The 23803-nt window shown below is 67.0% G+C and carries 27 protein-coding genes and 3 pseudogenes; 18 read left to right on the forward strand and 12 right to left on the reverse strand.

The genetic code is table 11. From position 1 onward, the window contains the following. Positions 1-163: 163 nt before the first annotated feature. The 7 genes and pseudogenes from ABD209_RS02445 to ABD209_RS02470 all read left to right on the forward strand — a co-directional run bounded on the left by ABD209_RS02445 (position 164) and on the right by ABD209_RS02470 (position 7418). A complete protein-coding gene (locus tag ABD209_RS02445; protein WP_344061615.1) occupies positions 164-292 on the forward strand; it encodes a hypothetical protein in 129 nt (42 codons plus the stop codon). Then, positions 289-1368, forward strand: a complete 1080-nt coding sequence (locus ABD209_RS02450; RefSeq protein ID WP_344061618.1) for a TnsA endonuclease N-terminal domain-containing protein — start codon at positions 289-291, stop codon at positions 1366-1368. Before ABD209_RS02445 ends, ABD209_RS02450 begins: the two co-directional genes overlap by 4 nt. A gap of 263 nt (positions 1369-1631) precedes the next feature. Continuing rightward, complete coding sequence (locus tag ABD209_RS02455; RefSeq protein ID WP_344061621.1) at positions 1632-3548, forward strand: hypothetical protein; 1917 nt, start codon at positions 1632-1634, stop codon at positions 3546-3548. Next, complete coding sequence (locus ABD209_RS02460; RefSeq protein ID WP_344061624.1) at positions 3545-4555, forward strand: TniB family NTP-binding protein; 1011 nt, start codon at positions 3545-3547, stop codon at positions 4553-4555. The genes ABD209_RS02455 and ABD209_RS02460 overlap by 4 nt, the downstream gene beginning before the upstream one ends. Next, positions 4552-5886 carry a TniQ family protein gene (locus tag ABD209_RS02465; RefSeq protein WP_344061628.1) on the forward strand — a complete coding sequence of 445 codons (1335 nt, stop codon included), beginning with the start codon at positions 4552-4554 and terminating at the stop codon, positions 5884-5886. Before ABD209_RS02460 ends, ABD209_RS02465 begins: the two co-directional genes overlap by 4 nt. Beyond that, a pseudogene (locus ABD209_RS19715) lies at positions 5883-6314 on the forward strand (TniQ family protein); the annotation flags it as partial. The gene ABD209_RS02465 and the pseudogene ABD209_RS19715, both read left to right, overlap by 4 nt. 192 nt (positions 6315-6506) lie before the next feature. Further along, positions 6507-7418, forward strand: coding sequence for a hypothetical protein (locus ABD209_RS02470; protein ID WP_344061631.1), 912 nt, complete (start codon positions 6507-6509; stop codon positions 7416-7418). Between the two features lie 47 nt (positions 7419-7465). Here ABD209_RS02470 and ABD209_RS02475 read toward each other — a convergent pair whose 3' ends face one another. Further along, positions 7466-8014 carry a PIN domain-containing protein gene (locus ABD209_RS02475; protein WP_344061634.1) on the reverse strand — a complete coding sequence of 183 codons (549 nt, stop codon included), beginning with the start codon at positions 8012-8014 and terminating at the stop codon, positions 7466-7468. Then, positions 8011-9135 carry a helix-turn-helix domain-containing protein gene (locus ABD209_RS02480; RefSeq protein WP_344061637.1) on the reverse strand — a complete coding sequence of 375 codons (1125 nt, stop codon included), beginning with the start codon at positions 9133-9135 and terminating at the stop codon, positions 8011-8013. Before ABD209_RS02480 ends, ABD209_RS02475 begins: the two co-directional genes overlap by 4 nt. A 212-nt stretch (positions 9136-9347) precedes the next feature. Between ABD209_RS02480 and ABD209_RS02485 the strand changes: the two genes are divergently transcribed. Beyond that, positions 9348-9599, forward strand: a complete 252-nt coding sequence (locus ABD209_RS02485) for a hypothetical protein (RefSeq protein ID WP_344061640.1) — start codon at positions 9348-9350, stop codon at positions 9597-9599. An 825-nt stretch (positions 9600-10424) separates the two neighbouring features. Next, positions 10425-11441 carry a ThiF family adenylyltransferase gene (locus tag ABD209_RS02490; protein ID WP_344061643.1) on the forward strand — a complete coding sequence of 339 codons (1017 nt, stop codon included), beginning with the start codon at positions 10425-10427 and terminating at the stop codon, positions 11439-11441. A 1144-nt stretch (positions 11442-12585) separates the two neighbouring features. Here ABD209_RS02490 and ABD209_RS02495 read toward each other — a convergent pair. Next, complete coding sequence (locus ABD209_RS02495) at positions 12586-13233, reverse strand: TetR/AcrR family transcriptional regulator (RefSeq protein ID WP_344061646.1); 648 nt, start codon at positions 13231-13233, stop codon at positions 12586-12588. Positions 13234-13325: 92 nt separating this feature from the next. Between ABD209_RS02495 and ABD209_RS02500 the strand changes: the two genes are divergently transcribed. Then, entirely contained in the window at positions 13326-14846 is a 1521-nt protein-coding gene (locus ABD209_RS02500; protein WP_344061649.1) for an FAD-dependent monooxygenase, read from the forward strand. Between the two features lie 15 nt (positions 14847-14861). On the opposite strand, the gene ABD209_RS02505 is transcribed toward ABD209_RS02500, so the two are convergent. After that, positions 14862-15353: a MarR family winged helix-turn-helix transcriptional regulator gene (locus ABD209_RS02505; protein ID WP_344061652.1), complete on the reverse strand. Its 492-nt coding sequence runs from the start codon at positions 15351-15353 to the stop codon at positions 14862-14864. A gap of 72 nt (positions 15354-15425) precedes the next feature. Here ABD209_RS02505 and ABD209_RS02510 point away from each other — a divergent pair, with 72 nt between their 5' ends. The 4 genes from ABD209_RS02510 (at position 15426) to ABD209_RS02525 (ending at position 17227) form a co-directional block, all read left to right on the forward strand. Beyond that, positions 15426-16088, forward strand: a complete 663-nt coding sequence (locus tag ABD209_RS02510; RefSeq protein WP_344061655.1) for a maleylpyruvate isomerase family mycothiol-dependent enzyme — start codon at positions 15426-15428, stop codon at positions 16086-16088. Positions 16089-16137: 49 nt separating this feature from the next. Then, positions 16138-16458 (forward strand): hypothetical protein, encoded by a 321-nt coding sequence (locus ABD209_RS02515; RefSeq protein ID WP_344061658.1) that lies wholly within the window; start codon positions 16138-16140, stop codon positions 16456-16458. Next, complete coding sequence (locus tag ABD209_RS02520) at positions 16455-16628, forward strand: hypothetical protein (RefSeq protein WP_344061661.1); 174 nt, start codon at positions 16455-16457, stop codon at positions 16626-16628. Before ABD209_RS02515 ends, ABD209_RS02520 begins: the two co-directional genes overlap by 4 nt. 89 nt (positions 16629-16717) lie before the next feature. Next, complete coding sequence (locus ABD209_RS02525; RefSeq protein WP_344061664.1) at positions 16718-17227, forward strand: glycosyltransferase; 510 nt, start codon at positions 16718-16720, stop codon at positions 17225-17227. 110 nt (positions 17228-17337) lie between these two features. Here ABD209_RS02525 and ABD209_RS02530 read toward each other — a convergent pair whose 3' ends face one another. Continuing rightward, positions 17338-17541, reverse strand: a complete 204-nt coding sequence (locus tag ABD209_RS02530; RefSeq protein ID WP_344061667.1) for a hypothetical protein — start codon at positions 17539-17541, stop codon at positions 17338-17340. Positions 17542-17867: 326 nt separating this feature from the next. Between ABD209_RS02530 and ABD209_RS02535 the strand changes: the two genes are divergently transcribed. Next, a complete protein-coding gene (locus tag ABD209_RS02535; RefSeq protein ID WP_344061670.1) occupies positions 17868-18944 on the forward strand; it encodes an alpha/beta fold hydrolase in 1077 nt (358 codons plus the stop codon). Positions 18945-18987: 43 nt separating this feature from the next. Here ABD209_RS02535 and ABD209_RS02540 read toward each other — a convergent pair whose 3' ends face one another. The 3 genes from ABD209_RS02540 to ABD209_RS02550 form a co-directional block, all read right to left on the reverse strand. Continuing rightward, positions 18988-19326 carry a helix-turn-helix domain-containing protein gene (locus ABD209_RS02540; RefSeq protein ID WP_344061672.1) on the reverse strand — a complete coding sequence of 113 codons (339 nt, stop codon included), beginning with the start codon at positions 19324-19326 and terminating at the stop codon, positions 18988-18990. 38 nt (positions 19327-19364) lie between these two features. After that, the gene (locus ABD209_RS02545; RefSeq protein WP_344061675.1) at positions 19365-19502 is read right to left on the reverse strand and encodes a hypothetical protein; all 138 of its coding nucleotides are present in this window, start codon (positions 19500-19502) and stop codon (positions 19365-19367) included. Positions 19503-19618: 116 nt separating this feature from the next. Then, positions 19619-19909 (reverse strand): helix-turn-helix domain-containing protein, encoded by a 291-nt coding sequence (locus ABD209_RS02550; protein WP_344061678.1) that lies wholly within the window; start codon positions 19907-19909, stop codon positions 19619-19621. Positions 19910-19985: 76 nt separating this feature from the next. Between ABD209_RS02550 and ABD209_RS02555 the strand changes: the two genes are divergently transcribed. Further along, a complete protein-coding gene (locus ABD209_RS02555; RefSeq protein ID WP_344061681.1) occupies positions 19986-20996 on the forward strand; it encodes a cysteine hydrolase family protein in 1011 nt (336 codons plus the stop codon). 119 nt (positions 20997-21115) lie between these two features. Further along, positions 21116-21448 (forward strand): annotated as a pseudogene (locus tag ABD209_RS02560) (MFS transporter); the annotation flags it as partial. A 260-nt stretch (positions 21449-21708) separates the two neighbouring features. Here ABD209_RS02560 and ABD209_RS02565 read toward each other — a convergent pair. From ABD209_RS02565 to ABD209_RS02575, 3 genes are read right to left on the reverse strand one after another with little or no spacing between them, the layout of a single operon-like run. After that, entirely contained in the window at positions 21709-22032 is a 324-nt protein-coding gene (locus ABD209_RS02565) for a hypothetical protein (protein ID WP_344061684.1), read from the reverse strand. After that, positions 22029-22379, reverse strand: a complete 351-nt coding sequence (locus ABD209_RS02570) for a hypothetical protein (protein WP_344061687.1) — start codon at positions 22377-22379, stop codon at positions 22029-22031. The genes ABD209_RS02565 and ABD209_RS02570 overlap by 4 nt, the downstream gene beginning before the upstream one ends. A gap of 49 nt (positions 22380-22428) precedes the next feature. Beyond that, entirely contained in the window at positions 22429-22800 is a 372-nt protein-coding gene (locus tag ABD209_RS02575) for a VOC family protein (RefSeq protein ID WP_344061690.1), read from the reverse strand. Between the two features lie 56 nt (positions 22801-22856). Between ABD209_RS02575 and ABD209_RS02580 the strand changes: the two genes are divergently transcribed. Continuing rightward, a complete protein-coding gene (locus ABD209_RS02580; protein WP_344061693.1) occupies positions 22857-23309 on the forward strand; it encodes a MarR family winged helix-turn-helix transcriptional regulator in 453 nt (150 codons plus the stop codon). 177 nt (positions 23310-23486) lie between these two features. Here ABD209_RS02580 and ABD209_RS19720 read toward each other — a convergent pair. Continuing rightward, positions 23487-23684, reverse strand: a pseudogene (locus ABD209_RS19720) (integrase core domain-containing protein); the annotation flags it as partial. Positions 23685-23803: the final 119 nt, after the last annotated feature.

The raw sequence follows: 23803 nt of genomic DNA on the forward strand, positions 1-23803 counted from the left end.
CCACGTGCGGACCTGACCAACCCGAACGTGGGGCTACATACCCTCTGGCCCAGCTTGATGAAGTTGAAAGAGCCGGAGGAAGAGAATGGTCAAGAAGCAGCCGAGTGGAGCCCGTCGAGGGCGACCGCGTCTGCACGCGATTCCGAACGACTGCCCTGTGCGCGTGGAACTGCGGCTTGCTCCGGACGTGGCCCGTCGTCTCTTCGCCGTCGCGGCGGACACCGGGCGCACCGTCAGTGCCGTTGGTGAATCGGCACTGAGCCAGGCACTGCCTCAGGAGCGCGCCATGTGACCGTGCTCGGGCAACTTCTGGGAGTCCGTCACCCCCCAGACACGACGAAAGCCGGGCGGCTACCCGGCTTCGGCGCGAAACGCGGCACGTGCCGCGCTCAAATTCTGACTACCAACCCCGAGGGGTTGACTGCTGCCATTGTGGCGATCGAACACGCCCGCGTCAACGGCGCGCTCCTCGGTGAGAGGAGCAACATCATGCGCAAACTCGAATCATCCGTCCCTCACAGACTGGGCAGGCGGACAAACTTCATTCCAGCAGTCGGCGGCACCGTCGCCCTCTGGGCCGACGTCATGAACACGTCGATGGATGCAGACCGTGCCGCCGAGGTCGCTAGAGCCGCGACGGCGACGGTCCTCACGGCCGACAGCGCAGGCGACCCGGCCGTCAGCACTGCCGACATGACCACGCTCCCCCTACTGGAGCCAGACCAGCTCTTCGCCGTTCGGCGCCCGGCCTCCCACAAAGGCATGACGAACTACATCTCGCGCATGGTCGTCCCAAGCCAACGGCACGAGTCCAAGGCGGTGTGGTGCGAGAGCTTCAACGAGCTCAGCAATCTTCGGGATCTGATGTTGACTACGCGGCCTGTGCAGGTCACGACGCAGCCGTTTCGAATCGAGTGGGTCTTCTCGGCGGGCACCCGCAACCACGTACCGGATTTCCTTCTGCGTTACGCGGATGGTCGAACGCTCCTGGTCGATGTCACGACAGAGAGCAAGACGGAAGACCCGCGCCTGGCGGCGATACTCCGTTTGACCCGCGCATCGGCCGAGGCCATGGGTTGGGCCTACGAGGTGCGCACCGAGCTGTCCCCCCAGCGCGTAAGGAACATCAACTTCATCCATGCGAGCCGTCGCGACACGCTCCAGGATCGAACGGCGGCGGTTCGGGTCCTTCGTCAGGCCCACGGTCTCGTTGACGTTCAGCGTGCGAGTGAGCTGCTCGGGGGCCGCCCCCAGGGCTATGCCCGCTTGTGGGACCTGATGGCGCATGGCCTGGTCCACGTCCCGCTCGACGAGCCGATCGATCTCGACACAAGGATCTCGTTCAGCTGCGCGCGGATTGCGTCATGACGCCGCGCGTGACGAGCCGCACGGACCGACGCAAACCGCTGGGCATTGGTCACGACATCGCCACCACGACTGACTCTGCCAAGGTCGTGGGTGTCACACGCGATGCTCAGGGTCGAGTTGCCGTGTGTCTGGACCACGGTGATCACCGGACCCGCGTCCCTTGGATTGAGCTGGCAAAGAACGCGCTGTCGACACGCCCGGCGAACGCCTCGGACATCCTTGATGAACATCCCTCCCCGCTCCTCGCCGAGTTGCCTGATGAGGTGCGAGCGGCCGTGATCAAGCGGTATAGAGATCTGCTGCAGATCAAGTACGGCTCACCGCGAGGGAACCCCGATGGCGACCGTCGGGCTGGGATTCTCAACCCAGAATATGACCCGGACATCACCACCCAAGCCCAGCGGATGGCGAGCAAAGGACGAGAACTTCGGGCCCAGGGTGAGTCCGGCTGGAGCAGAGCGGCGATTTATCGAGACCTGCAGCGCGTCGACGAGGGGCCCGAATTCCTGATCCACGGGAACCGCCGCACGGTGTCGCAACGGCTCAACGACTACGACCCGGCGGTCCTGGAGATCGTTCGAACAGAAGTGGCCGCTGAGCAGCAGCGCAGCCAGAAGAGTCATCGCAAACTGTTGGCGAGTATCCGCGCGAAGCTGAAGGCGGCCGGCGTAGGGCAGGACCTCACGCGTCATCAGCTCGAGGTCCTCGTCGGCGAACTCTCGCGTGGGCTCTCTCTCCATCACCCAGCGAAGACCCGTCGAACCGAAGCGAGCCGACCAACCGTGGCCTACGGCGCACAGCGCGTGAGCCGGCCGGGCGAGATCGTGCAGGTGGACGCGACGCCGACCACGGTTGCCCTCCTCGGTCCGCTGGGAGTCCTCATCCCTGCCGTCATTCTCAGCGCCATCGACGTCCACACGCGCAGCTTCGTGGCTCTCAGAGTGTGTGTTGGCGCGGCCACGTCACGCGACGTTTGCGCGTTGATCTCGCAGATGGGACGCCCGACCGTCACCCGGGCCGGCTACCCCTTCGAGCTCGAGCTGTGGCACGGCATACCCAGGGTCCTCGCTATCAACGATGACCCGTTGGGCGAAAAGACGACCGTCCAGAAGGTGCTTGGCCGCAAACCCGCCGTGCACTCGAGCACCATCGTCTTCGACCACGGCTCCGAGAACGCCAGCGACCACGTGATGCGGTATGCCGCCGGGTGCGGGACCGACGTCGTCTTTTGTCCTCCTCGCAAGGGACACACGAAGGGCATCGTCGAGGCCGTGCACCGGGTGCTCGCCGGCGTCGAGAGCGCGCTGCCGATCCACAAGGGCCAGAACGTACTGAACAGACCGGCAGAACTGGAGCTCGCCGTTCCGATCAGGCCCCAGGACCTGCAGGACATGCTGTGGGAGTACATCATCGACATCTACTCCCACGAAGAGCACCGAGCGTTGACGGAGGCGCACGGCTCGGATCAGCCACTCAGCCCGGCCATGGTGTGGTCGGACTACGTGACCGCCTACGGGCAGCTCGACGTCCCAGCCGATCCATGGGCGTTCCTCAAGGGCCTCGAGCGCCAGACGCGGATCCTGAGCCCAGCGGGGATCCGACTCAACAAGGTGACGTACAACTCCAGCGAGTTACAGGAGCTGCGTTCGGTCGTGATGGCGGGGATCGGGACCTCTGCTCGCAAGCTCACGATCTTTTTCGACCGCTTCGACATCACCCGCGTCTTCCTTGTTCATCCCGTCGAGCGACGGTGGATGGTCGTGCCACGAGCCATGGACCGCCGGGGAAGCGTGGCACCGATGAGCGGTCTGGCGCGGCAGCTGATCCTTGCCGACGTCGACCGGGACACGAGGCGAACGCTGACCGAGTCCGAGCTCCACGAGCGAGAGGCCGAAACCCTGGCCCGCTGGTTCGAGGGAGTCTTCGCGAACAGACAGGAGGCCCGATACGCGGCCATCGAAGCTGCGCGGCAACGCACCTACGCCCACGACCTCGAGCAAGCCAGCGAGGAGGTCAGGGTCTTGGCGTTCCCTGAGCCAGAAGCAGAGCCGGAGGCTGACTTGCAGGTCTATCCGGACTCCCGCGATGACGACGAGGAAATCGACTACGACGAGGAGATCGAGTACGACGATCTGATCGATGAGCTCGAGGACGACGAACCCGCGTGGGGGCTCTCATGAGCGCCCCGGCGGGCGCCCGTCGCCTCATGCCGCAGAACATCGACGACTGGCCTCACTTGGTCATGAGGCAGAACCCGAAGCCCGAGATGGGTGGGCCGGTGACAGACGAACTGCGCGAACGCGTCGATGCCTACAACCAACGAATCGGCACACTGGCGACGAAGGACACGAAGGCGGCGGCTGACGCAATCCGCCGGGCGCATTTCGAGAACGACCATTCGGCATACGGGAGCGCCACCTGCGTCATCCTCAATGGTCTGCCGATGAGCGGCAAGACCCACGCGGCCCTCACCCACGCATTCAGCGAGACCCGAACCACCTGGAACGCGCTCGGGCGTGCGCCCGACGACCCGCAGTTCGATCGCAGCATCCCCTGGATCTACGTCGAGGTTCCCAAACGCGCCGGCGGTCTATCCCTGCTCAAGGCGATCTGGACCTTCGTCGGACTGCCATCCCTGCCCCCACGTGCCACGGCAGCCGACTACTTGGAGGCCCTGCGGAAGATTGCCCCGAGGGTCGGGTTACGCGGCATTGTCATAGACGACGGGCATGGAGTTGGCCAACGCCAGAGCGAAGACTCTCGTCTCCTCGCAGATATCCTCAAGGGCATCATCACCGGCCTGCCCGCGACGATCGTTCTCATCGGAACAGGGTTCGACGAGTCAGGTGTGCTGCGAGGGTCCGCAGGCGATCAGGTCCGCCTCCGCGGAGCACGATGGATAGACATCGGAAATTGGGGACCCCCGAACCCGACCTCCGTTGGAGAGTGGGAGCGACTGGGGCGCAGCCTTAGCGACCGACTCCTTCTTCCAGCCGCGGCGGCGACGATCAGGCTCACCACTCGAGGCGCCATCCGAACGCTCCACGAAGGGAGCCGCGGCCGTCCCGGGCTCGCGGTCGAGTGGGCAAAGCGAGCCGCCTCGTATGCCGTGCAGCACGACACTGACCTCGACCTCGCGGCTCTTGAAGCGACCCGCAACGACTTGCCATCACCGGAGGATTCGTGACAACGCGGCTTCCGCTCCGGGTTGAGCCGATGCCTGATGAATGGTGGCGCAGTTACCTTCTGCGCGTCGCAGCGAATTGCGGCGTGCACCCCTTTGATCTGATGGCTCGAGTTCACGGGATCGGACGAGCGCGTCGCAGGCACCTTCGCTGGTCCGGTATCGCGATGACCGAGTCGGCGGCCACGGAAGCCGGCTCGGTCGTCAACCTCAAAGCCGGTGAGATCCAGGCGATGCACCTGAGCCGGTACGACGGGTCGGCTCTGGACTTCACTCACCTGACTCCTGAGGCGTTCGATCCCGCTCTCACCGTCGCCGCGGACCGATTGCCGCTGGGCGGTGTTGGGCCACTCGTCAAGGCGACTCTGGACCGCTACTGCGTCCAGTGCGTCGTGGAGGCGCCGGGCTACCGAGCGATGAGTTGGAGGCTCCAAGTACACCTCGCGTGCACCCGCCACCACCTTCGGCTCGCCAGTGACGCTTCGAACGCCGGCGATGCCGTCTCTCGCGATGTGGTTGAAACTCAGGCCGCAGTCTTGTCTCGCCTCGCCCCTTCCGCTGAGAACCAAGGATTCTTCCAACACCTTCATGCACAACTGGTGTCCGAGATCGGCCCGTGGAGGTCGAGTCTGGATCGAAGGGTGCAGGAAACACCGGAGGCGGTGCTCGAGGCGTTCGGTCTTGCAGTTGCCCGCGTCATGTCGCCCGGATACCCGGACTACCAAGGCTTTGCTCACTGGCCATCTCTCAGTGCCGCGAGACACCTTAGGCCACCCGACTCCTTGGCCTACGACAGATCGCTCCACGTCTTTCCGCACTTGCTGCCCATGCACCACTTCACACACGGCCTGGCCGACCTCCTTCACCGACCGCAGATCCGCCAAGCTCGTGCGATGGCAGCCGTCGGCGCGGCCATGTGCGCCACCGGCCACCCACTCGGCGTGGCCGTGCGACTGCTACCGGAGCGGCGCAGAGGTACCACGTCAGCGATGCTGCTGAACCACCTCGTGCAGTTGGAACGTGAGGGGCGCGCCGAACAGTTCTGGAGGTCTTGCGCCGAGGCCGCGACTCAACTGATTCGGGAAAGTGTGGACTACCGCCATCGCGAGAAGGTCTGCGGCGACGAGAACGCCTACGTCATTGCGAGATCGGCTGAGCCGAGCGCCTATCCGCGAACGATCCGGACTTGGCTTGTCGATCAGTGGGCCTGCACATACACCTCCAGCAATGTCCGACCGAGCGTCCGCGACGGCAGCATCGAGTACTTCGATCGGAACTTCGGTCCGGGCATGCGTGCTGCTCTCGAACGCCTTCTCGCGGAGAGGGCGGCATGACCCGTCTGCCCTTGGCGCTGGCGCCGCTCTCGGACGAGACCTGGCCCTCCTACCTGACAAGAAGGGCCGCCCAGCACGGCACGACCCTGGCGGGGATGGGCAGTCATCTGGGCCTGCGAGACGGCCGAGGCCGTTGGACCGGGCGCTTTGGCGTCGACCTCTCCTACGGCGAAGTCACTCGCGTTGCGCCGATCCTCGGCCTCGCGCACGTGCAGGTCGAGCAGATGCAGTTGGCTTCCTACGACCAGCTGGCCTTCGACCTCAGCGGCCTCGCTCAAGACAGCGCAATCGCAGGGACGCGAAGGGCCGCGCATTCCGCTTGGGTCTGGCTCGCTGGCTCCACCTTCTGCCCGTTGTGCTTAACACAGAACGACGGTGCCTGGCGCCTCAGCTGGCGCGTCCCGTGGATCACGACGTGCCTGCGGCACAATACTCATCTCCACGGAATCTGCGCGCGGTGCGGCGGTGTGCCAGGGCTCGGGAACAGCCTTCATGGCTCCGCACCACCACGCGTTGCCGCCGCACCCGACGGTCGTCGCTGCCCTCACCCCGAACCAGGAAGGCGTGTGTGCGGGTCAGACCTCACCGCCCAGCCGACTGTGTCGGCGAGCCCGGATCGGTTGCGGCGAGCCAAGATCATGGCAGACCTCGTGGCGGGAGGTCGGGGTCATTTCGCTGGTGCAGAGACGACCTCTCTGCAAGCCCTCCGAGGATGGCAGGCCGCGATCGGCCTCGCCGTCGGTCTCGGCGCGGTTGATGCCAACGGTTGGGGGCGCACTCACCGTTGGGCCAACCCTCCGCGCGATCCTGACCTCATGGACCGTCTGCTCCGAGCCGTCGAACCACTCGTCGCCGCCGCTGATCCCGCAGCGGCCGCCGACGTACTGTACGAATGGCTGCAGAACGCTGGAATCCGTTCACCACATGCCAATACGTTCGGCCGGATCACCCAACCCTCTGCCGCGTTGCGGCCGGTGATCGATGAGCTGCTCGGTCGGCACGGCCGTGTGCACATTGTCATTCAACGGCGCCTTGTAGCCAACGACGGTCTTCCGCTCGACGCGACCGGCTGGGGCGTCGACGACATCCCGCAGTTGGTGTGGCCCTGCGCGCTCCCCGACCACCTGCGTGAATCCACCCGACCCGATCAGCGCATCCTGCGAGCTGTCGTCTCGATGATCCTCGTGAGGATGTGCTCCGACGCGAAGGACTGGGTCGAAGCGGGCGCCGCCCTCGGGTTCCCGCCGGACAAGTCCCGCAACTGGACCCGATACGCCTTTGCCGACAAGTGGGACCGCAAGGGCGACCTGCTCGGTGCCGCGCGCCACCTTGAGGGTCACTTGGCGCATCAGCCCTCGCTATCCCGATTCCGTCACCGTGGAGATGTCTCTGGCTTTGGCCCCAGTGGTCTGAAGGAAGCGCAATCACCTCAATGTAAAGACGAACGCGGCAACTGGTGTCCCTGTCGATGTGAACCGACGACCTCCGACTCCGAGGGTCAAGATCACGTCGACGTGTGCGCGGCGAAGTGACTCAATGTGGTCGCGGCCGAGTCGCCCCCGGGCCAAGGACAGATCCTCTACTCGAGGTTCAGTAGGTCGGTCGCGCGATGGGGAACCGCAGGATGCTGTCCCTCTGCCACCATTTGCTGGAGCATCGTGAAGCCAGCCTCAGCTGTTGCGATGAAGCCCCATTGGATGGCTTCAGCCACCAGATGCTGGGTCTCGCGCACCGCGACACCTTGGTTACGAGCGACCCGGAGGGATTCCCGGTCGTCGCTCAGCCAGACAGAGTCCTTGTAGTCCGGCCAGCGTGTGAGGATATGGATGCTCTGGGCCTCTCCGAGGTGTTGTGTCGGCTGCGCGTCGGTCCCGCCGAACACCGCCTTCCGAATGCCTTCGACCTGGCGTGTGTCGGCCTCATCGCAGATCTCAATCGGCTCGCCGAGCCACCCGTCCGAGTGCACGGTAGCGAGATCGGGGTAGAACTGCCTGGATCGGTCGCACTCGTGAGCTACGGCCTCGACCCACCTGCCGTTGCCGTCCAGGAGTTTGGCCAGCAAGTCGAGCTGGTGTACCGAGGCGAAGTTGCAAAGGACCGTATTGTCCGGGAAGAGATGTGCGCTCACGGCGCGAATTCATCCGCCTCGGAGGCCGCGATCGGAACGCCGGAAGGCTCGATAGCGATCCGCAGCGTATCGACGGGGACGCCCAAGAGGTTCGCCAGCGGCCGCAACGTGGTCTTGCCGTCCAAGTAGGCATCGAAGAGGTCGCGAACCAACCGTGTCGGGATACGTGGCTGTCGTCCGGCCTCCACCCACGCGGCATAGTTGTCCATCTTCGAGGCAGCGGCCGCACAGTCGATCGTGCGCATTCCCCCGAGCTTGGTGCGCTGTTCGGGTGAGGCGAGCTGGAGGTTCAGGAGTCGCCATGCCAACGAACTCGGTGAGACCTTCAGCTTCATGACTGCGTCGGAGAAGGTCTTCTCAGATATGCCCGGTTCCTGGAACAACTCTTTGAGCCTCCCCGCCGGCATCAACAGGTTTGCCGCGAACGCGTTCGCTCGCATCTCGGACAGATCACCCTTGGTGCTCGCCATGACGTTCTCGTCGACATGTAGGCCCTGGTCGTCCGAGCACAGCAGGTGTGCAAGTTCATGAGCCATGGTGAACCGTTGGCGGGTCGGATTACCGGATGTTGCAACGAGCAGCGTTCGAGCGCCCTTGCGACTGCTGAAGGCCAACCCATCGCATCCGCCGTCGAGCTCCACCACTGCGACGTCGAATCCAAACACGCGCTCGATAGCTGCAGCGAAATTCTCTGAGTCCAGAACATCGGGGTCGCCGAGATGCCTTAGGGCGAACTCGGCAAGCTCCTCGCCTTGCTCATACGCGAGCATCTTCTCGAAGGCGGGAGTCTCGGGCCGGTCCGAGAGGCCGCGGAGGAAGATGACGTTGTCTCGACACTCCCCGAGGCGCGCTGCTTCTCGGATCGCCTGCTGCACAGGCGAGCCCTCAACCGACACGCGCGCCGCAACGGCGCCCCCATCGCCGCTAAGCAGCCAATCGACTGTGACATCGCAGGCTTCAGCGATCCGAGCCAACTCGAGCGAACTGAAGCGGCGCTTGCCATTCAGAGCCTTGGACAATTTGGTGGAGTCTAGGCCGATAGAAGCGCCAAACGCCTCTTGCGTCTGTCCAGACTGCTCGATCAGGCCACGGACGCGAACTTCGACGGTCTCTCGGGGCACACCGTGCATGATCCCACGTTCTTGCGATTTCCGCAAGGTCCTGTGCTCAAGGGCGGCGTCGGATGCGAGAGGTCCGTTCGATCGCATTGGCAGCCCATGGCGAAGCAGTTGCGATTTCCGCAACAACGTGCGTATCCTTGCCGTATTGCGAAAAGCGCAACAGCTGTTCGTCGAGACTGGCTCGGCGAATCAAGTCCCCCTGGAGGCAACAAGTGACTAGCGACAAGAAGCACGAGACCGGCAGGCCCCTGTCGATCACGATTGACGGCCAGACGTACGTCACCCGTGACGACGATCAGGAGGCCGCTGCCCTGCTGCGCCTCGCGGGCGTCGACCCGGTGCTGTACGACCTCGCGAAGGTCAAGTCGAATGGCCAGCCGAAGGTGTACCGCGACGAGAAGGTCCTCGACCTGAGCGACGGCGACGCGTTCGTGACGGTCCGCCAGAGCGCCCAGGTGGCTTGATGACGAGCCCTACGGAGCCCTCCGACGGGGTCAGCCGCTTCATGGCTGACCTCGTCGAGGGGGGACACGAGCCGGCCCTTCAAGGAGCGGTCATTCGCTACTTCGTCACGCCTGTTGAAGGCCGCTTCGCAGGCTCCAGGGTCGAAACAGGGATCAGTGTGAGCGAAATCCAGGCCTGGCCTGTCGTCCCGCCGCACTGGATCCACCTGCCCGAGGAAGTTCAGTTCACTGCCACCAACACCGACACAACGGACTGCCCGCCCGGTTGGCGGCGACACTCCCGCGACACCGGGGTCTGGGCTCCGGACCGGAGGCCCATCCTCACGTGGGTCGCGCACGTTCGAGGCGTCTTGGGGCAGGCCACCTGACATGTACCGTCACGCGGTCGCGATGACCGAACAGGTCGAGGACGCTCTCGCTGGACACCTTCTCCGGACCGACGGTCAGGAAGACATCTGCCTGGCCACATACGCGACGTCAACAGGCGCCAGCCGCACAACCCGCATCCTGCGCCAGGTGCACCTGCCGACCGAAGGTGACCGCCACGTCCACGGGAACGCCACGATCATGGGTTCGTACGTGCTGCGGGTCGCGGCCGCAGCGGCAGCTCAAGGTCTCGGCGTGGCGATCATGCACAGCCACCCTGCGGGCAGGGGTTGGCAACTCATGAGCGAACTGGACGCGGACGCCGAGCATTCCTTCTCCGCCATGGTGGAGCACATCACGGGGCTGCCGCTGCTCGGCCTCACCCTGGCTGGGGACCGGACCTGGTCGGCGCGACTTTGGAACTCGGGGGCCCCAGAATGGGCGGAGTCAGTTCGGCGCGTGGGCGCGAACCTGAAGGTTTCGTGGAACGAGGACCTCGTGCCTCCGGCAGCTTCAGGCAAGGCGCAACTCCGCACTGTCGCGGCGTGGGGCGACCAAGCCCACCGTGACATCACCCGCCTCCGCGTCCTCGTCGTTGGAGCGGGCAGCGTCGGTCTCGACGTGGTCCAGCGTCTCGCGGCGACCGGATTCCTCGAAATCGGGGTGATGGACTTCGACCGCATCGGCGAGGTCAACCGCGACCGGATGATCGGCGCGACGAGGCGTGACGCCAAATTGCGCCGGCTCAAGGTTGAGATCGCGGCCCGGCTCGCGCGCCGCGCCTCGACCGCCGCGCGGTTCAAGGTCCATAGGCACCGCAACACCGTCACCAGTGCCGAAGGCCTCAAAGTGGCACTCGACTACGACATCATTTTTTCCTGCGTCGACAAGCCGTGGCCTCGAGCGGTGCTCAACACATCCGCCTACGCCGACCTGATCCCCGTCATCGACGGTGGCATCGCTATCGATACCTTCACCAACGGCGAGCTCCGCAGTGCGACCCGGCGTCACCAAGTTGCTACGCCGGGCCGACCGTGCCTCGCGTGCTCGCGCCAGATCAACATGTCCGAGGTCGCGCTCGACATGAACGGCGCTCTCGACGATGCCGCCTACATACAGGCTTCGGGCCGTGAGCCGATCAGCGGCCGTCCTAACGTCGCAGTCCTTTGCGCGGGCGTGGGCGCTGGCCAACTCGACCTCCTTGTCAGTCTCGTCGCCAAGCCCGGCGGGCAAGGCGTGCCCCCTCCCCTCCGCTTCAGCCTCGCTCCGCACCTCCTCGAGCACCTCCCCGAGCCGAGCCAGTCCTATTGCGAAACCGAACGGCAGACCGCAGCCGCCGACGAACGCGTCAACCTCACGCGACCCTTGCAGCCCGTCGATGGTGGCGATGGACTCAGCAGCATGCGGCGATGGGCCGAGGACCGCCTCGATGCAGCGGTCGAACGGCTCGCCAACGGGCGGAGGAGAAGCCTGTGATCCCGGCATTCGTCGCAGCCGCAGCCGCGGTATTTCCGGCGAACTGCGAGCTTGCCGACAAGCTGGACCCCTGCGCCTCAGGATCGAGCCCCGTCCTGTGCGGTGCGGCCTGAGACCACGGCCGTCCCAGAATCGTCCGCGGACCAAGTCCCAGAATCAAGAACGGATGTAGGGCTGCGTCTCACAATCGTTCGCCGCTGACACAACGAGGCGACCGGACCGTCGGCGGTCCTGATGGCACACTCCGGATCGGTCCCTCGTCTGATGCTCGTGAACCTTGTGGCTGGACGTGGCGTGACGTTGGTCATTTGGGGTGCTGCTCTTCCTGCCCTACCAGCACCTGGAGGCCCGGGTTCTGTCCGCTGTCCACGCCGCCGGACATCCGATCACGTTGGCTCAGGCCCGCGTCTTCGCGCGCGTCGACGCCGCTGGCTCGCGTCTGACGACGCTGGCCCGGTCCGCGCAGGTCGCGAAACAGACCGCGGGCTACCTCGTCGACCAGCTTGAGGAGGAGGCGGGCTCGGGCTCAACGCTCCTGTCGAGCAACAGCGTGACCACTCGCGGTCGGCGCGCGCATAGCAGCCCGGGCACACGGTTACGCAGTCACTCCTCGCTCCGTCCGCGCACACGGTTACGCAGTCACTCCTCGCTCCGTCCGCGCACAGGCCGTCGGACGTGAACCACGAAGAGCCGTGCAGCCGCGCGTAGACCTCGACGCCACTATTGCCCATCGACCGCAGGACTGGCTCGGGGAGCTCGCCGCCGTAGATGAAGGGTTGGACGAACTCCCCCAGCGCCCCCTGTCTGCGGGATGCGAAGGGTCGTCGGCCAGCAGGACGTTCGCTGACGAGGTGGGCGGCTGCTCCAGGCGCCGGTGCACCCCGCGACAAGGGCCGGCACAGAGGCAAACGAGTTGGACAGGGTCAGCGACACCACGCCCGTTGGCAAGGCCAGCGGTCCGCCGTAGGAGTGCGCGAAGAGGTGCAGTCGATCCAGCCTGAGGCCGAATGCGCAACGACTCGGTCCTCGGTGAATAGCGGCAGGTCGTAGTCAGTGGGACGGGCGGCGCGATCGGAACAGCCGCAGCCGTCCTGGTCGTAGAGACGACCCAAAGCCGTGGCTGCCGTGCTGGTCGAATAGGAGGCTATCGGGCCAGCAGGCCGTGGACCCAGGTCCGCTCCAGCAGGGCTGCGAACTGGTCGGGAGTCCACGCGCCGTGGAGGACCATCCGTTCGTAGAGGCCGGGGTCGAGAAGGCCCCAGACGAGGTCAATGGCATGCGCCAGGTCGAGGTCAGAGCGCAGGGTCCCGATCCGTTCGAGATGCCGCACGAACATCTCAGCCCCGAATCGGGCGTCGGTAACGGCCTTCTCGTGAAGAGCTGCCGCGTCGGCATCGGTGTCGGCCGCTGCCCGCAGGACGAGCATCATCGGCACCGACCGGGCCGCCACCACGGTCACATGCGAGGCCCAGAGCCGGATAGCCACCCGGGGCCGCCTCTCAGCAGCGATGGCCCGGATCTCGGGCCGCTCAGCCATCGCGACGCGCTCGTCGTCACCGACGAGCGACCAGTCGTAGGCCAGTTTGAGGAGGGCGACTTTGCCTCCCACCGCGGTGAAAACGGTGCGCCGGGCCACCCCAGCACGTTCGGCCACCGCGTCGATCGTCGTCGCGGCATACCCATTGCTGAGGAACAGCTCGGCTGCCGCCTCGACGCACCGTCGGATCGTGAGCCGACGGGTCTCTTCACGGACTGACGATCGATACTCACGCACGGAAGGGTAGGCCTGCACGGGAACATCCTCAGCAAAGCACTTGTGGACCTGGACAGGTTAGGTGCACTCTGGATGCACTTATTACACCCTAAGTGTATCTAGGGGGCGACATGGCTGCGACCCGCGAGGTACTGATTGTCGGCGGCGGTCCGACGGGAGTCGTCCTGGGGATGTTGCTCGGTGACTTCGGCATCGATGTCCTGGTCGTGGACAAGCGACCCAGGATCTCCCCCTTGCCGCGAGCACGGGGAATCCATGCCCGCGCGGCCGAGATCCTGCGCCAGCTCGGCATTGCGGACGACATGGTCGCCGCCGCGCTACCAGTGCGTCCCGCACTGGAGGTGCGCGGTCCCTTGACGGAGCCTCCCGTCGCCGTCGTCCCCACGGGAGGTGAGGGGTTCGTCGAGGTTAGCCCGAGCGAGGGAATCGCCATCGCTCAGGACAGGTTCGAGTCCGTCCTGCGCCAGCACCTGACCCGGCGATCCACGGTGGAACTCCGCCCGGGGGTGGGAGCCACCGAGCTCAGCCTCGAGGAAGGCGGGAGCGGCGCCGTGGTCACCCTCACCGAGACGGCCAGCGGTCGCACAAGCACGGTGCGTGCCGAGTACGTCGTCGGCGCGGACGGCTGGCGCAGCGATATCCGTCGAGGGCTCGGCGTGCCTTTCCTCGGCGAGGAGCACCTGGCGAGGTTGAGGGGAGTCTTCTTCCGGGCCGACCTCCGCCCTTGGCTCGGCGATCCGCCGCCGGCGTTCATCCAGCTGACACATGTCCCCGGCATCCTGCTCTCCACGCATCCCGACCACCGGTGGGCGACGATGCGCCTCACCGGCCCCGACGGCGCCGGCCCCAAGGTACCCGAGGCGCTCATCCGTGAGCATCTCGGTGTCGACGTGCCCGTCGAGGTGCTCGGTGACACAACCTTCTCGGTCGGGGTGCAGTGGGCCGAGACCCTCCAGCGCGGGCGCGTCCTGCTCGCCGGCGACGCGGCGCACCGGGTCACCCCGCAAGGAGCCGGCGGGATCAGCGTCGCCATGGCCGACGCCCACAACCTCGCCTGGAAGCTCGCCGCCTTCTTGCGCGGGTGGGGCAGCCCGGCTCTTCTCGCCTCGTATGCCGTGGAGCGCGGACCGGTGACGCGCCAGATCTGCGCGGCGAACAAGGAGATGTGGCTGGCCATGCAACAGTCGACGGACGGGCCACCGCGGATTGACCTGCGCGTCCTCGACATGGGCTACCGCTACGCCTCGCCCGTCGTCACGGGCGGTTCGGCACGGCCCCTGGACGTGACGGCCACCTACGAGCAGACCGCGGCCCCGGGTGCGCGGGCTCCGCACGTCTGGCTCGACGACGCTCACACCCGCTCGACGATCGACGCTTTCGGGACGTCGATGGTCCTGCTGGCGGCGCCGAACACCAGCTGGCTGTCGGCTCTCCCCGAGGCGGCGGCAGGGACCGGCATCCCCGTTGAAGCCCTGGCCGCCGAACGCGACGACGTGCGAGCGGCCTATCGCCTCCACGACGGGGATGCCGTCCTCGTCCGGCCCGACGGGCACATCGCCTGGCGCAGCCACGCCCGCCCCTCGCTGAGCGGGGTCCTGCGGCAGGCGCTCCTGACCGCCACCGGTCGGTGACGGACCAACTCGCGCTCAGCGCGAGCGCGCGTGGTGCCGGCGGAGTCGCGCCCGGGGGTTGCTGGACGAGGTGGGTGCGGCATACGGGTCGGTGAGCTCGCGCAGGGCCAGGAGGGCTTCCCTCAACTGGGTAGTCCCTCGAGGTCCGAGGCGCTCGGCCCACTCGGCCTCGACCGCGGCCTGGACCGGAACTGCGACGGCGATCACCTCGAGCCCCTTGGCCGTGATCCGCACCAGTCGAGCCCGGGCATCGACCGGGTCCGGGGTGCGCTCGAGGTAGCCCTGCTCCTCGAGCTGGTCGACGAGATAGCCCGCCGTCTGTTTCGTGACCTGCGCGGACCGGGCCAGCCTCGTCAGACGCGAGCCACCGGCATCGACGCGCGCGAAGACGCGGGCCTGAGCCAACGTGATCGGATGTCCCGCGGCGTGGACGGCGGCGAGCACCCGGTCCTCCAGGTGCCGGTAGGGCAGGAAAAGCAGGACCCCCAGGCTCGGCTGGTCCGGCACGACAACTCCCTTGCCAGTCACCATCAAGAGGAACACACTAGTAAGAACTTCTTACCATCTCGGAGGTAGGACATGGACGAGACACGCTGGCAGGACGTCGAGCGCGAGCGGCTGAGCCTGGCCGACACGCTCGAGTCCCTGACGCCGCCACAATGGGAGAGCCCGTCGCTGTGCGCACGCTGGCGCGTGCGAGACGTCGCCGCCCATGTGGCCATGAGCCCGGTCCCCGAACCCAGCATGTCCACACTCGTCGCCTCGCTCGTCCGCGCTCGAGGACGTCTGTGGGACGCCGCCGCCGAGATCGCGATCGACTACGCGCGCCGTCCCCCTGCCGAGATCAGCCACACCCTGCGGGAGGTGGCCAACTCTCGGGCCATGCCCCGGATCACCAACCCCGAGAACCTCCTGATGGACCTCCTCGTCCACGGTCAGGACATCGCCGTTCCCCTCGGTATCGACAGACCCATGCCCACCGAAGCCGCCGTCGCCGGGTTCGAACGGGTCTGGGCCATGGGTTGGCCGTTTCACGCACGACGCCGGATGCGTGGTGTGCGCCTGCTGTCCACCGACGGCCCGGTGGACGTCGGTGTCCGCGACGGTCTGGTCGTCCAAGGACGGCTGGCCGACCTGCTGCTCCTCGTCACCGGGCGCACGGATGCCGCGTTGGGTCGGCTCGCCGGCGAGGGCGTGGAGACCCTGCGCTCGCGCCTGGCCGCGGCCCGCGGTCGCCGGTGAGGCACGGAAAGCGGTGTCCGCCCCGCGACATCGAGTTCATCATGGGCCGATGAGGATCACGCTGGCCGCCGTCCCGGCATACGGGCATGTGCTGCCGCTCGTGCCGCTGGCGCTGGCCGCGGCGCGCGCCGGCCACGAGGTGACCTTCGCTGCGAGTGACGAGTTCAGCGGACGGCTGCCCGTCGACATGATCGAGAATGTCCCTCGGGGGATGGCCTTGCACGACGCCGAGCAGGAGGCGCTCGGGGAGATCGCGACCCGAGTGACCCGATGGCGTGGCCGACGGCGATGTTCGGGATCGTCATGCCGCGGCACATCCGTCATCGGCTGGTGGCGCACCGGACGGCATACGGTCGACCCGACCTCGTGATCTATGAGGGTTCGAACGTCGGGGCGAGCGCCGCGGCGGCCGAGGTCGGCGCCCGGTCGGTGCCCTTCACCGTCTCCCTGGCGCCGCCCGAGTTCTTCCTCGAGCACCTGGCATCCGTCACGGAGGTGGACCTAACTGGGCCACTCATCGACCCGACTCCCGGCTTGTAGCGACTGCCGGACCCGTAAGCATCCCGCGCATCCCGATCCGCTCGGTCGCGTGGTCCGACGGGGCCAGGCTCGGGCCGCGTGGCCTCGGCGTGGCGGGCCGACCCGGCCCGCGGGCCTACCTCACGCTCGGGACGGTCGCCTTCGGCGCGGTCGACACGCTGCGCCGCTCGCTCCCGGAGTCCGCCGAGGTCTGCGGGCAGGTCCTCGTGGCGGCTGGCCCCAAGGCCGACCTCTCCGCCCTCGGCACGCTCCCCGACAACGTCCGTGTCGAGCGCTCCGTCCACCAGCCCAGCGTGCTCGACGACGTCCATGTCGCGATCCAACACGGCGGCACCGGCACCCTGCTCGCCTGCCTCGCCGTCGGGGTGCCCCAGGTCGTCACGCCCCAGGGTGGACACCAATTCATGAATGCCGACCAGCTCGCGCGCCTCGACCTCGGGGTCGTCGTGCACAACGACGCGCCGGCCGGGTCTGTCGCCGCGGCCGTGCGTCGAGCCCTCTCCAACGAGCCCCTGCACGCCCGGGTCGCCGCTATCTGTGCGGAGATCGCCGGCATGCCGTCCCCGGACGACGTGATCGAAACGCTGACGCACCGATGAAGAGTGCCGAGCCCCGACAACCGCCATGCCTCTCCTTATCGTCCGCCAAGCGACAGGAGGGCGAGCGGGAGTAACCGATCTGGAGGCGACGCCGCCCGCGCCAGCGCGCCTCAGCCGGCGAGCACGATTCGCATCCGCTCGAGGGTGAGGGTCATGCCAGCGCGGATCTCCTCGCGACGGACGGCGATGATCACCTCGGCAAACGGCCGGCCGTATGCCGATTCCTCCGTCGTCGAGTTCCTCTGCGCGCAAGCGCAGGCCGCTGAGTCCGTCGGGAAGGTGTTGGAACTCCTGCCGGACCAGGCAACCCTCATTGGTGGGGGTGATGAGGTAGGACCAGCGGGTGGCTGGCGTTGCGTCGAAGCGGTCGCCGACCGTGTAGGCGAAGAGGCGTGCAGGGTCGTAGGCGACCACATCACAGGGCCGGATCCACTCGCGCGGCACGCCGTTCTCGACGCGCCGGTTGCGCCCTCCGAAACGTCCTCCGAGGGCACGAGCCGGAAATCCGTCCACCCACCCGACCAGATCCACGTGCGACCGCTGGCCGACGGAGGTTCCGGCAGGGCACAATGGCGAGGGCAGAGCATACGGCGCTCGCTGCCGCTGCGGCACAGGTGGATCCGACGACGGAGGTTGACGTATGGCTCTCGACATTCCCTTCTACACCGCTGAGGCTCAGGGGCCCTACGACCTGGTCTCGATCGGCCGCTTCGAGTTGGAGGAGGGCGGGGTGATCCCCGACCTGCAACTCGCGGTCGCCACCTTCGGGACCCTCGCCGAGGACAAGAACAACGCGATCCTTATTCCGACGTGGTTCTCGGGCACGCACGCGACGTGGGCGCAGGCCTACATCGGGCCGGGGCGAGCCCTGGACCCCGAACGCTATTTCATCGTCGTCGTCAATCAGATCGGCAACGGGCTCTCGACCTCCCCACACAACGCCGACGACCCGAGCATCGCGATGTCGAAGTTCCCGCACGTGCGGATCGGCGACGACGTGCGCGCCCAGGAGCAGCTGCTGCGTGAACACTTCGGCATCGAGCGCCTTGCCCTCGTCGTGGGCGGGTCGATGGGCGCGCAGCAGACGTGGGAATGGGCAGTTCGCTTCCCCGACAAGGTGGTTCGTGCCGCCCCGATCGCGGGTACCGCGCAGAACACGCCGCACGACTTCCTCTTCACCCGCACCCTGCTCGACGCGATCACCAGCGACCCCGGCTTCAACGGTGGGGAGTATGCCGCGCCCACCGACGTCATCGCCGGCCTGCACCGGCATGCCGACATCTGGGCGACCATGGGTCTGACGACGGACTTTTGGAAGACCGAGTTCTGGCGCGGCATACCGCCGCTGGTCGAGGGAATGCAGTTCGAGACCTACGACGATTTCCAGAACGGCTTTGTGCGGCTGCTCTTCGGGTTGATGGACCCCAACGCCCTGCTCACCATGGGCTGGAAGTGGCAACGCGGCGACGTCGCCCGCAACGCCGATGGCGACCTCGCAGCGGCGCTCGGCCGGATCACCGCGCGCATGTTCGTCATGCCGATCGAGCAGGACATGTTCTTCCCGCCGCGCGATTGTGCCGCCGAGCAGAAGCTGACACCGGGCAGCGAACTGCGGGTGCTGCACTCGATCGCCGGGCACTTCGGGCTGTTCGGCTTCGAGCAGTCCTATCTGGATGAGGTCGACGCGAATCTGGGCGAGTTGCTCGCGACCACCTGACCTCCGCCACGGGCGGGCCGTCGGACCTGCGGTCGCCGGTTGCTCAGGCTTGGCGCATCGCCAGCGGGTGCGCTTGCGGGCTGGTCCCGTAGCGGACGCGAAAATGCTTGCGCAGCAAGTCAGCACTCGCGAATCCCGCGGCGTGGGCGACCGCTTCGACCGAAAGACCGGTGCTTTCCAGGAGTTCCTGCGCGCAGGTGAGCCGGGCCGCGACGAGCCAGGTGATGGGCGACTGCCCGGTCTCGATGGCGAAACGCCTCGCCAAGGTTCGCGCCGACAGGCCGGCCTCGCTGGCCATCGCGGCGAGGGAACAGTCCCGCGCAGGAGTGGCGAGCACGGCGGCCTGCAGCCGCTCAAGATCGCCCGGACGCGCCGATCGCACGGTCGGGACGACCTGTGCTTGCGTGCCCCGGCGGGGCGTTACATGGACCGGGCGATCCCTGCGGCCGCCAACGCGCGCCGGCGACGGACGAGTTCGATGAGTAGGTCGCTATCGGCGGAAACGCCGGCCGAGGTCCAGACGGCGCCGGCTCCGGCATAGAGGACATTGGGGACCACGCGAGCCCGCGGATGTCGCTCGGCGAGACGATCGCACCAACGCCAATGCGTTGTGCACGGCAGTCCGTCGAGCAGCCCGGCGGCGCCGAGGACGAATGCGCCCGTCCATAGGCTCGCTACCGAACTGCCGCTGCCGGCCGCCGCCCGCACCGCACCGCCGCGACGATCAGATGGTCCACGGCAGCCAGGGGCTCCCGCCGGCCCGGTATGACCAGGAGGTCGGATTCTGTGGCCGCAGCGAGCGAACGGTCTCGCCGGATGAGCATGCCGCCGAGGTCCACAACCTCCGTGGTGGCCGCGACCGCCACGCTCATCTCTGGGACCCCGATGGCGGATCGGTGTTCGAAGACCTCCAGCGCGGTGGCGATGTCGTAGGCCCGGCTGCCCCGGTCGACGATAACGGTCACGCGTGTGGCGAGATCTTATCGTTCACTGTCTTTCCCGCCACTGGTTGTCAAGCTTGGCCACAGGTCGAATGAGTGCATGAACACCGCACTCATCGTGATCGACCTTCAGCTCGGCTTCGCCGAATCCTCTTGGGGAGCAACCAATCCCGGCACCCGCTGCCGCGAAAACTGCCTGGCTCTCATCGGCGCCTTCCATGCCTCCGGACGGCCGGTCGTCATCGTCCGGCACGACAGCACCAAGCTCGGCAGTCCGCTGGGCCCGACCCATCCGGGCAACGCCCTCGACCCGGGCGTCCACCCCGACGAGGCGTGCCTGCTCGTCACCAAGACCGTCAACTCCGCCTTCTGCGGCACACCCGACCTCGATACCTGGCTGCGCGACCAGCGCATCACCACAATCGTCGTCTGCGGCATCCAGACGAATATGTGCGTCGAGACCACGGCCAGGATGGGCGGCAACCTCGGCTACGAGGTCATCGTCCCCATCGACGCGACGCGCACCTTCGACCTGACCGGCCCGACCATCGCTGGCACGACCTGGTCCTTGACCGCCGACGAACTGCTCCGCGCGTGCGCCGTCTCCCTGCACGGCGGCGGCTTCGCAACGGTCACGACCACCGCGGACGTCCTCGACCGCCTCTCCAGCGGGGAGCGGCCGCCGGTCTGGACCACAGGGCATACGGCAAGCACCGACGTGCCCGTCGAAACCCATTGGGAGACCTACGTATCCATGCTCTCGGGCGACCTCGTCCTGCCCGGCGGCGATCGTTTCGAGCCCGAGGGCCCGCTCGCCGTCGGGACGCGGATCGCGGTCACGCCAGCCGTCCAGGAGACCATCTCGTCCGAGATCACGGTCTTCGACGCCCCACACTTGTGCACCGACCGGACCCGTTTCGGCGGTGTCGTGCTCGACTTCACCCACACCTTCGAGCGGGACGGCGCAGGCACGCGCATCGTGCACCTTCTGAAGATCACCGGCGACGGCGGCGCCGAAATCGGCCCGCAGATCAGCGCCGACTTCCCGGACCAGATGGAGCAGTTGATCCGCGCCGCCAAGCGCCGCTCAACCGCCGCTTCCGCCGACTGATGCCGTCGCCGGAACGGCCGGCCACCCCGTCACGGACCACGCCCGCGCCATCCCCGCGAGACGCGCACAATATCCGCCGTGCCGTATGACCGCCCAACCCCCCGGCCCTCCTCGCCACCATCGCCCTGATCCTTGGCGGCATCGGAATCGGCATCACCGAGTTCGTGACGATGGGGCTGCTCCCCCAAATAGCCCAGGGCCTGCACGCCAGCATCCCCCAGGCCGGTCACGCAATCAGCGCGTATGCCGTGGGCGTCGTCGTCGGTGCGCCCGTCCTCGCCGCATGGGGCGCCCCGCGGCCGCGCCAGGGGCTCCTCCTTGGGCTCGCGCTCGCCATCGTCGTGGGCAATGCGTTGTCCGCGCTGGCACCGACCTACGAGACGCTTCTTGTTGCCCGGGTCATGGCGGGCCTGCCGCACGGGGCCTACTTCGGCGTCGCCTCGCTCGTCGCCATCGACCAGCTCGGCGACGACGCCCAGCGCCTCGTGCTGGCCCGCCCACCCCCGCCATGCGCGGCGGGCTGCTGCCAGCAGGCCCCTGTCCGGATCATCCAGTCCCAGCTGCGTCGCGACGCTCATTTCCAAGTCCTTCCGCCATGTGGTCATGGCAGAAAGGTGGAGACCGGTTGTACCCGGATTCGTCCCGGGACGTGGCCCGACATGCGAGGAGCATCGGTGGGGACGTTCGTATAACCGCAGGTCAGAGCACCTCCCTAAAGAAGTCCGTCAGGTGCGTGGCGGAACAGCGGCAAGGTGGGGGGCGCCGCCGCCGGATTCAGCGACATGATCAGGGCAGCTTTGGACAAGCTCGATGCCCTGCAGAAGTGCGCCGAGAACCCAACCAACCCGGTGTTAGCCGGGAGCTGCACGAACAACGCGGTCGCCTTATTGATCTCACCCCGAAGGATCTTGAGCTGGTCGGGACCTTTTGCTGGGCGGCTGGGTCCTTGTCGTACTGCTGCCGGGTCAGTGGCGAGCACCCGCACAGGCCGCGGCGGCGCGGTGGTCCCCCCGGTCGCCAGCAGCAGCTCGGTCATCGACCGGCGGGCTGGGCGTCCTGGGCGGCTCGGCAACGGGCGGTGAGAACGGCGAGCTCGGCGAACAGGTCGTCGTCGACCCGGGTGAAGTTGAAGCATGACTTGCCCTGCATGCGCTTGCGCAGGGCCGGGCCGAGGTCGGCGAGCAGCCCCGGATCGCGATAGACGGGCATCAGGTGGTAGGCCACCTGCGCCTTCTTGCGCATCACCGCGCCGAAGAACTCCGCGGGATCCTGCGCCGTCTCCAGGTACAGCTGGTCCGCGTCGTCGCGCGTGGCGACCAGCCCCTCAGCGTGCTCGCGCAGCATCGCTGCAAGACGTTCAAAGACGGGGTCGAGATCGGGCATCGGCGCACCTTCCGTTCCGACAGCATTTGTCCAGCAGGCTTGCAATCGCTCAGGACTCCTCGCGGGCGAAGCTCACGAGACCGAGGGTGTTGCCCTCGGAGTCGGTGACGAAAGCCTGCCACTCGGTCGTGCCTGCAGGACCCAGAACATCGTCCTCGTGCCTGAAGATGGGGTGCGGCTCGCTGACGACCTCCACCCGGTCCCGCAACGCCTCGAGGCTCCTCCGGACGTCATCAACCTCGAGATAGAGCATCGACGACGGCGCAGTCGCGTCGAGAAGCAGCCGGGTTCCGTCCAAGTCGAAGAACACCAGCCCCGGTGGGTCGAAACGGCCAGTTGGCTCCGTGCCGAGCACGGCGCCGTAGAACGCGGCCGCGCGGTCGAGGTCGGTGGCCCGGAGTGCGACCTGGACGAGCTTCATCGCGACTACCTCTATCAGTATCACTAAGATGTGTTAGGCAACCTAACATGATGCGTGTGGACACGGAAGAGCTGACCGAGGCCGGCAGGCGGCTGAACTCCTTCGCCATCCACCTGCTGCGCGCGATGCGCCGGGTGGACGCCGAGTCGGGCGTGACGCCGGCGCGGCTGAGCGCCCTCTCGGTCCTGCACTTCGGCGGGCCGCGGACGCTTGGCCGGCTCGCCCGCGACGAGGACGTGACCAGCGCGACCATGTGCCGGCTCGTCGACGCGCTGTGCGAACTCGGACTGGCCGAGCGCGGCCCGCACCCTAACCACGGCGGCATGGTCCTGGTCGCGGCCACCGAGAAGGGCAACGCCTTGATGCGCGCAGCCGCTCAACGGCGCATCGACCTCATTGCGAGGGCTCTGCACGACCTACCCGCCAGTGAGCAACGCCTGGTGCTCCGGGCCACCGGCGCCCTCGGCGAGCTGGAGGAGCGCGTCCGGCAACGGGTGCGGCACCGCTAGGACGCACGCCCTGGAGCCGCCCGGCTCCCACCCTCGACAGCCCTCCGGCGCACGCAGTGTCGAGGGCACCAGCCCGCTCCGATCTCCCACAGTCCCCACCGCGGCTGGTGTCCTCCGGGTGTGGACACCACCTGCAGCGTGCGACATGGACTTCCCCCAAGATCGTGGAGGGTTCCGTTATGCCGCCTCCGGACGGAGCGCGGGGGTGGTTGTCGCGAAGGCGACCGGTGACATCATCGCAGCCGAGCTGTGACGACGCTTGGTGTTGTAGAACCCGTAGCACCAATCGGCCACGACGGCCTGGGCGTGGTGGGGGTCGGTGAACTCATGCCGGGACAGGACCTCCCACTCCAGAGTGGAGAAGAACGCTTCGGCGGGGCCGTTGTCGAAACATTAACCGGCTAATCGCAGCGGATTTCTTTCCGGTTCGGCCCTTTTCGTTGTTTGCCTCACATGGCGGTCGGGTGTGTCGCGGTGTCGTCGATCAGGGCGGT

The sequence above is a fragment of the Nostocoides vanveenii genome, assembly GCF_039531165.1.
GTDB classification, from domain to species: domain Bacteria; phylum Actinomycetota; class Actinomycetes; order Actinomycetales; family Dermatophilaceae; genus Nostocoides_A; species Nostocoides_A vanveenii.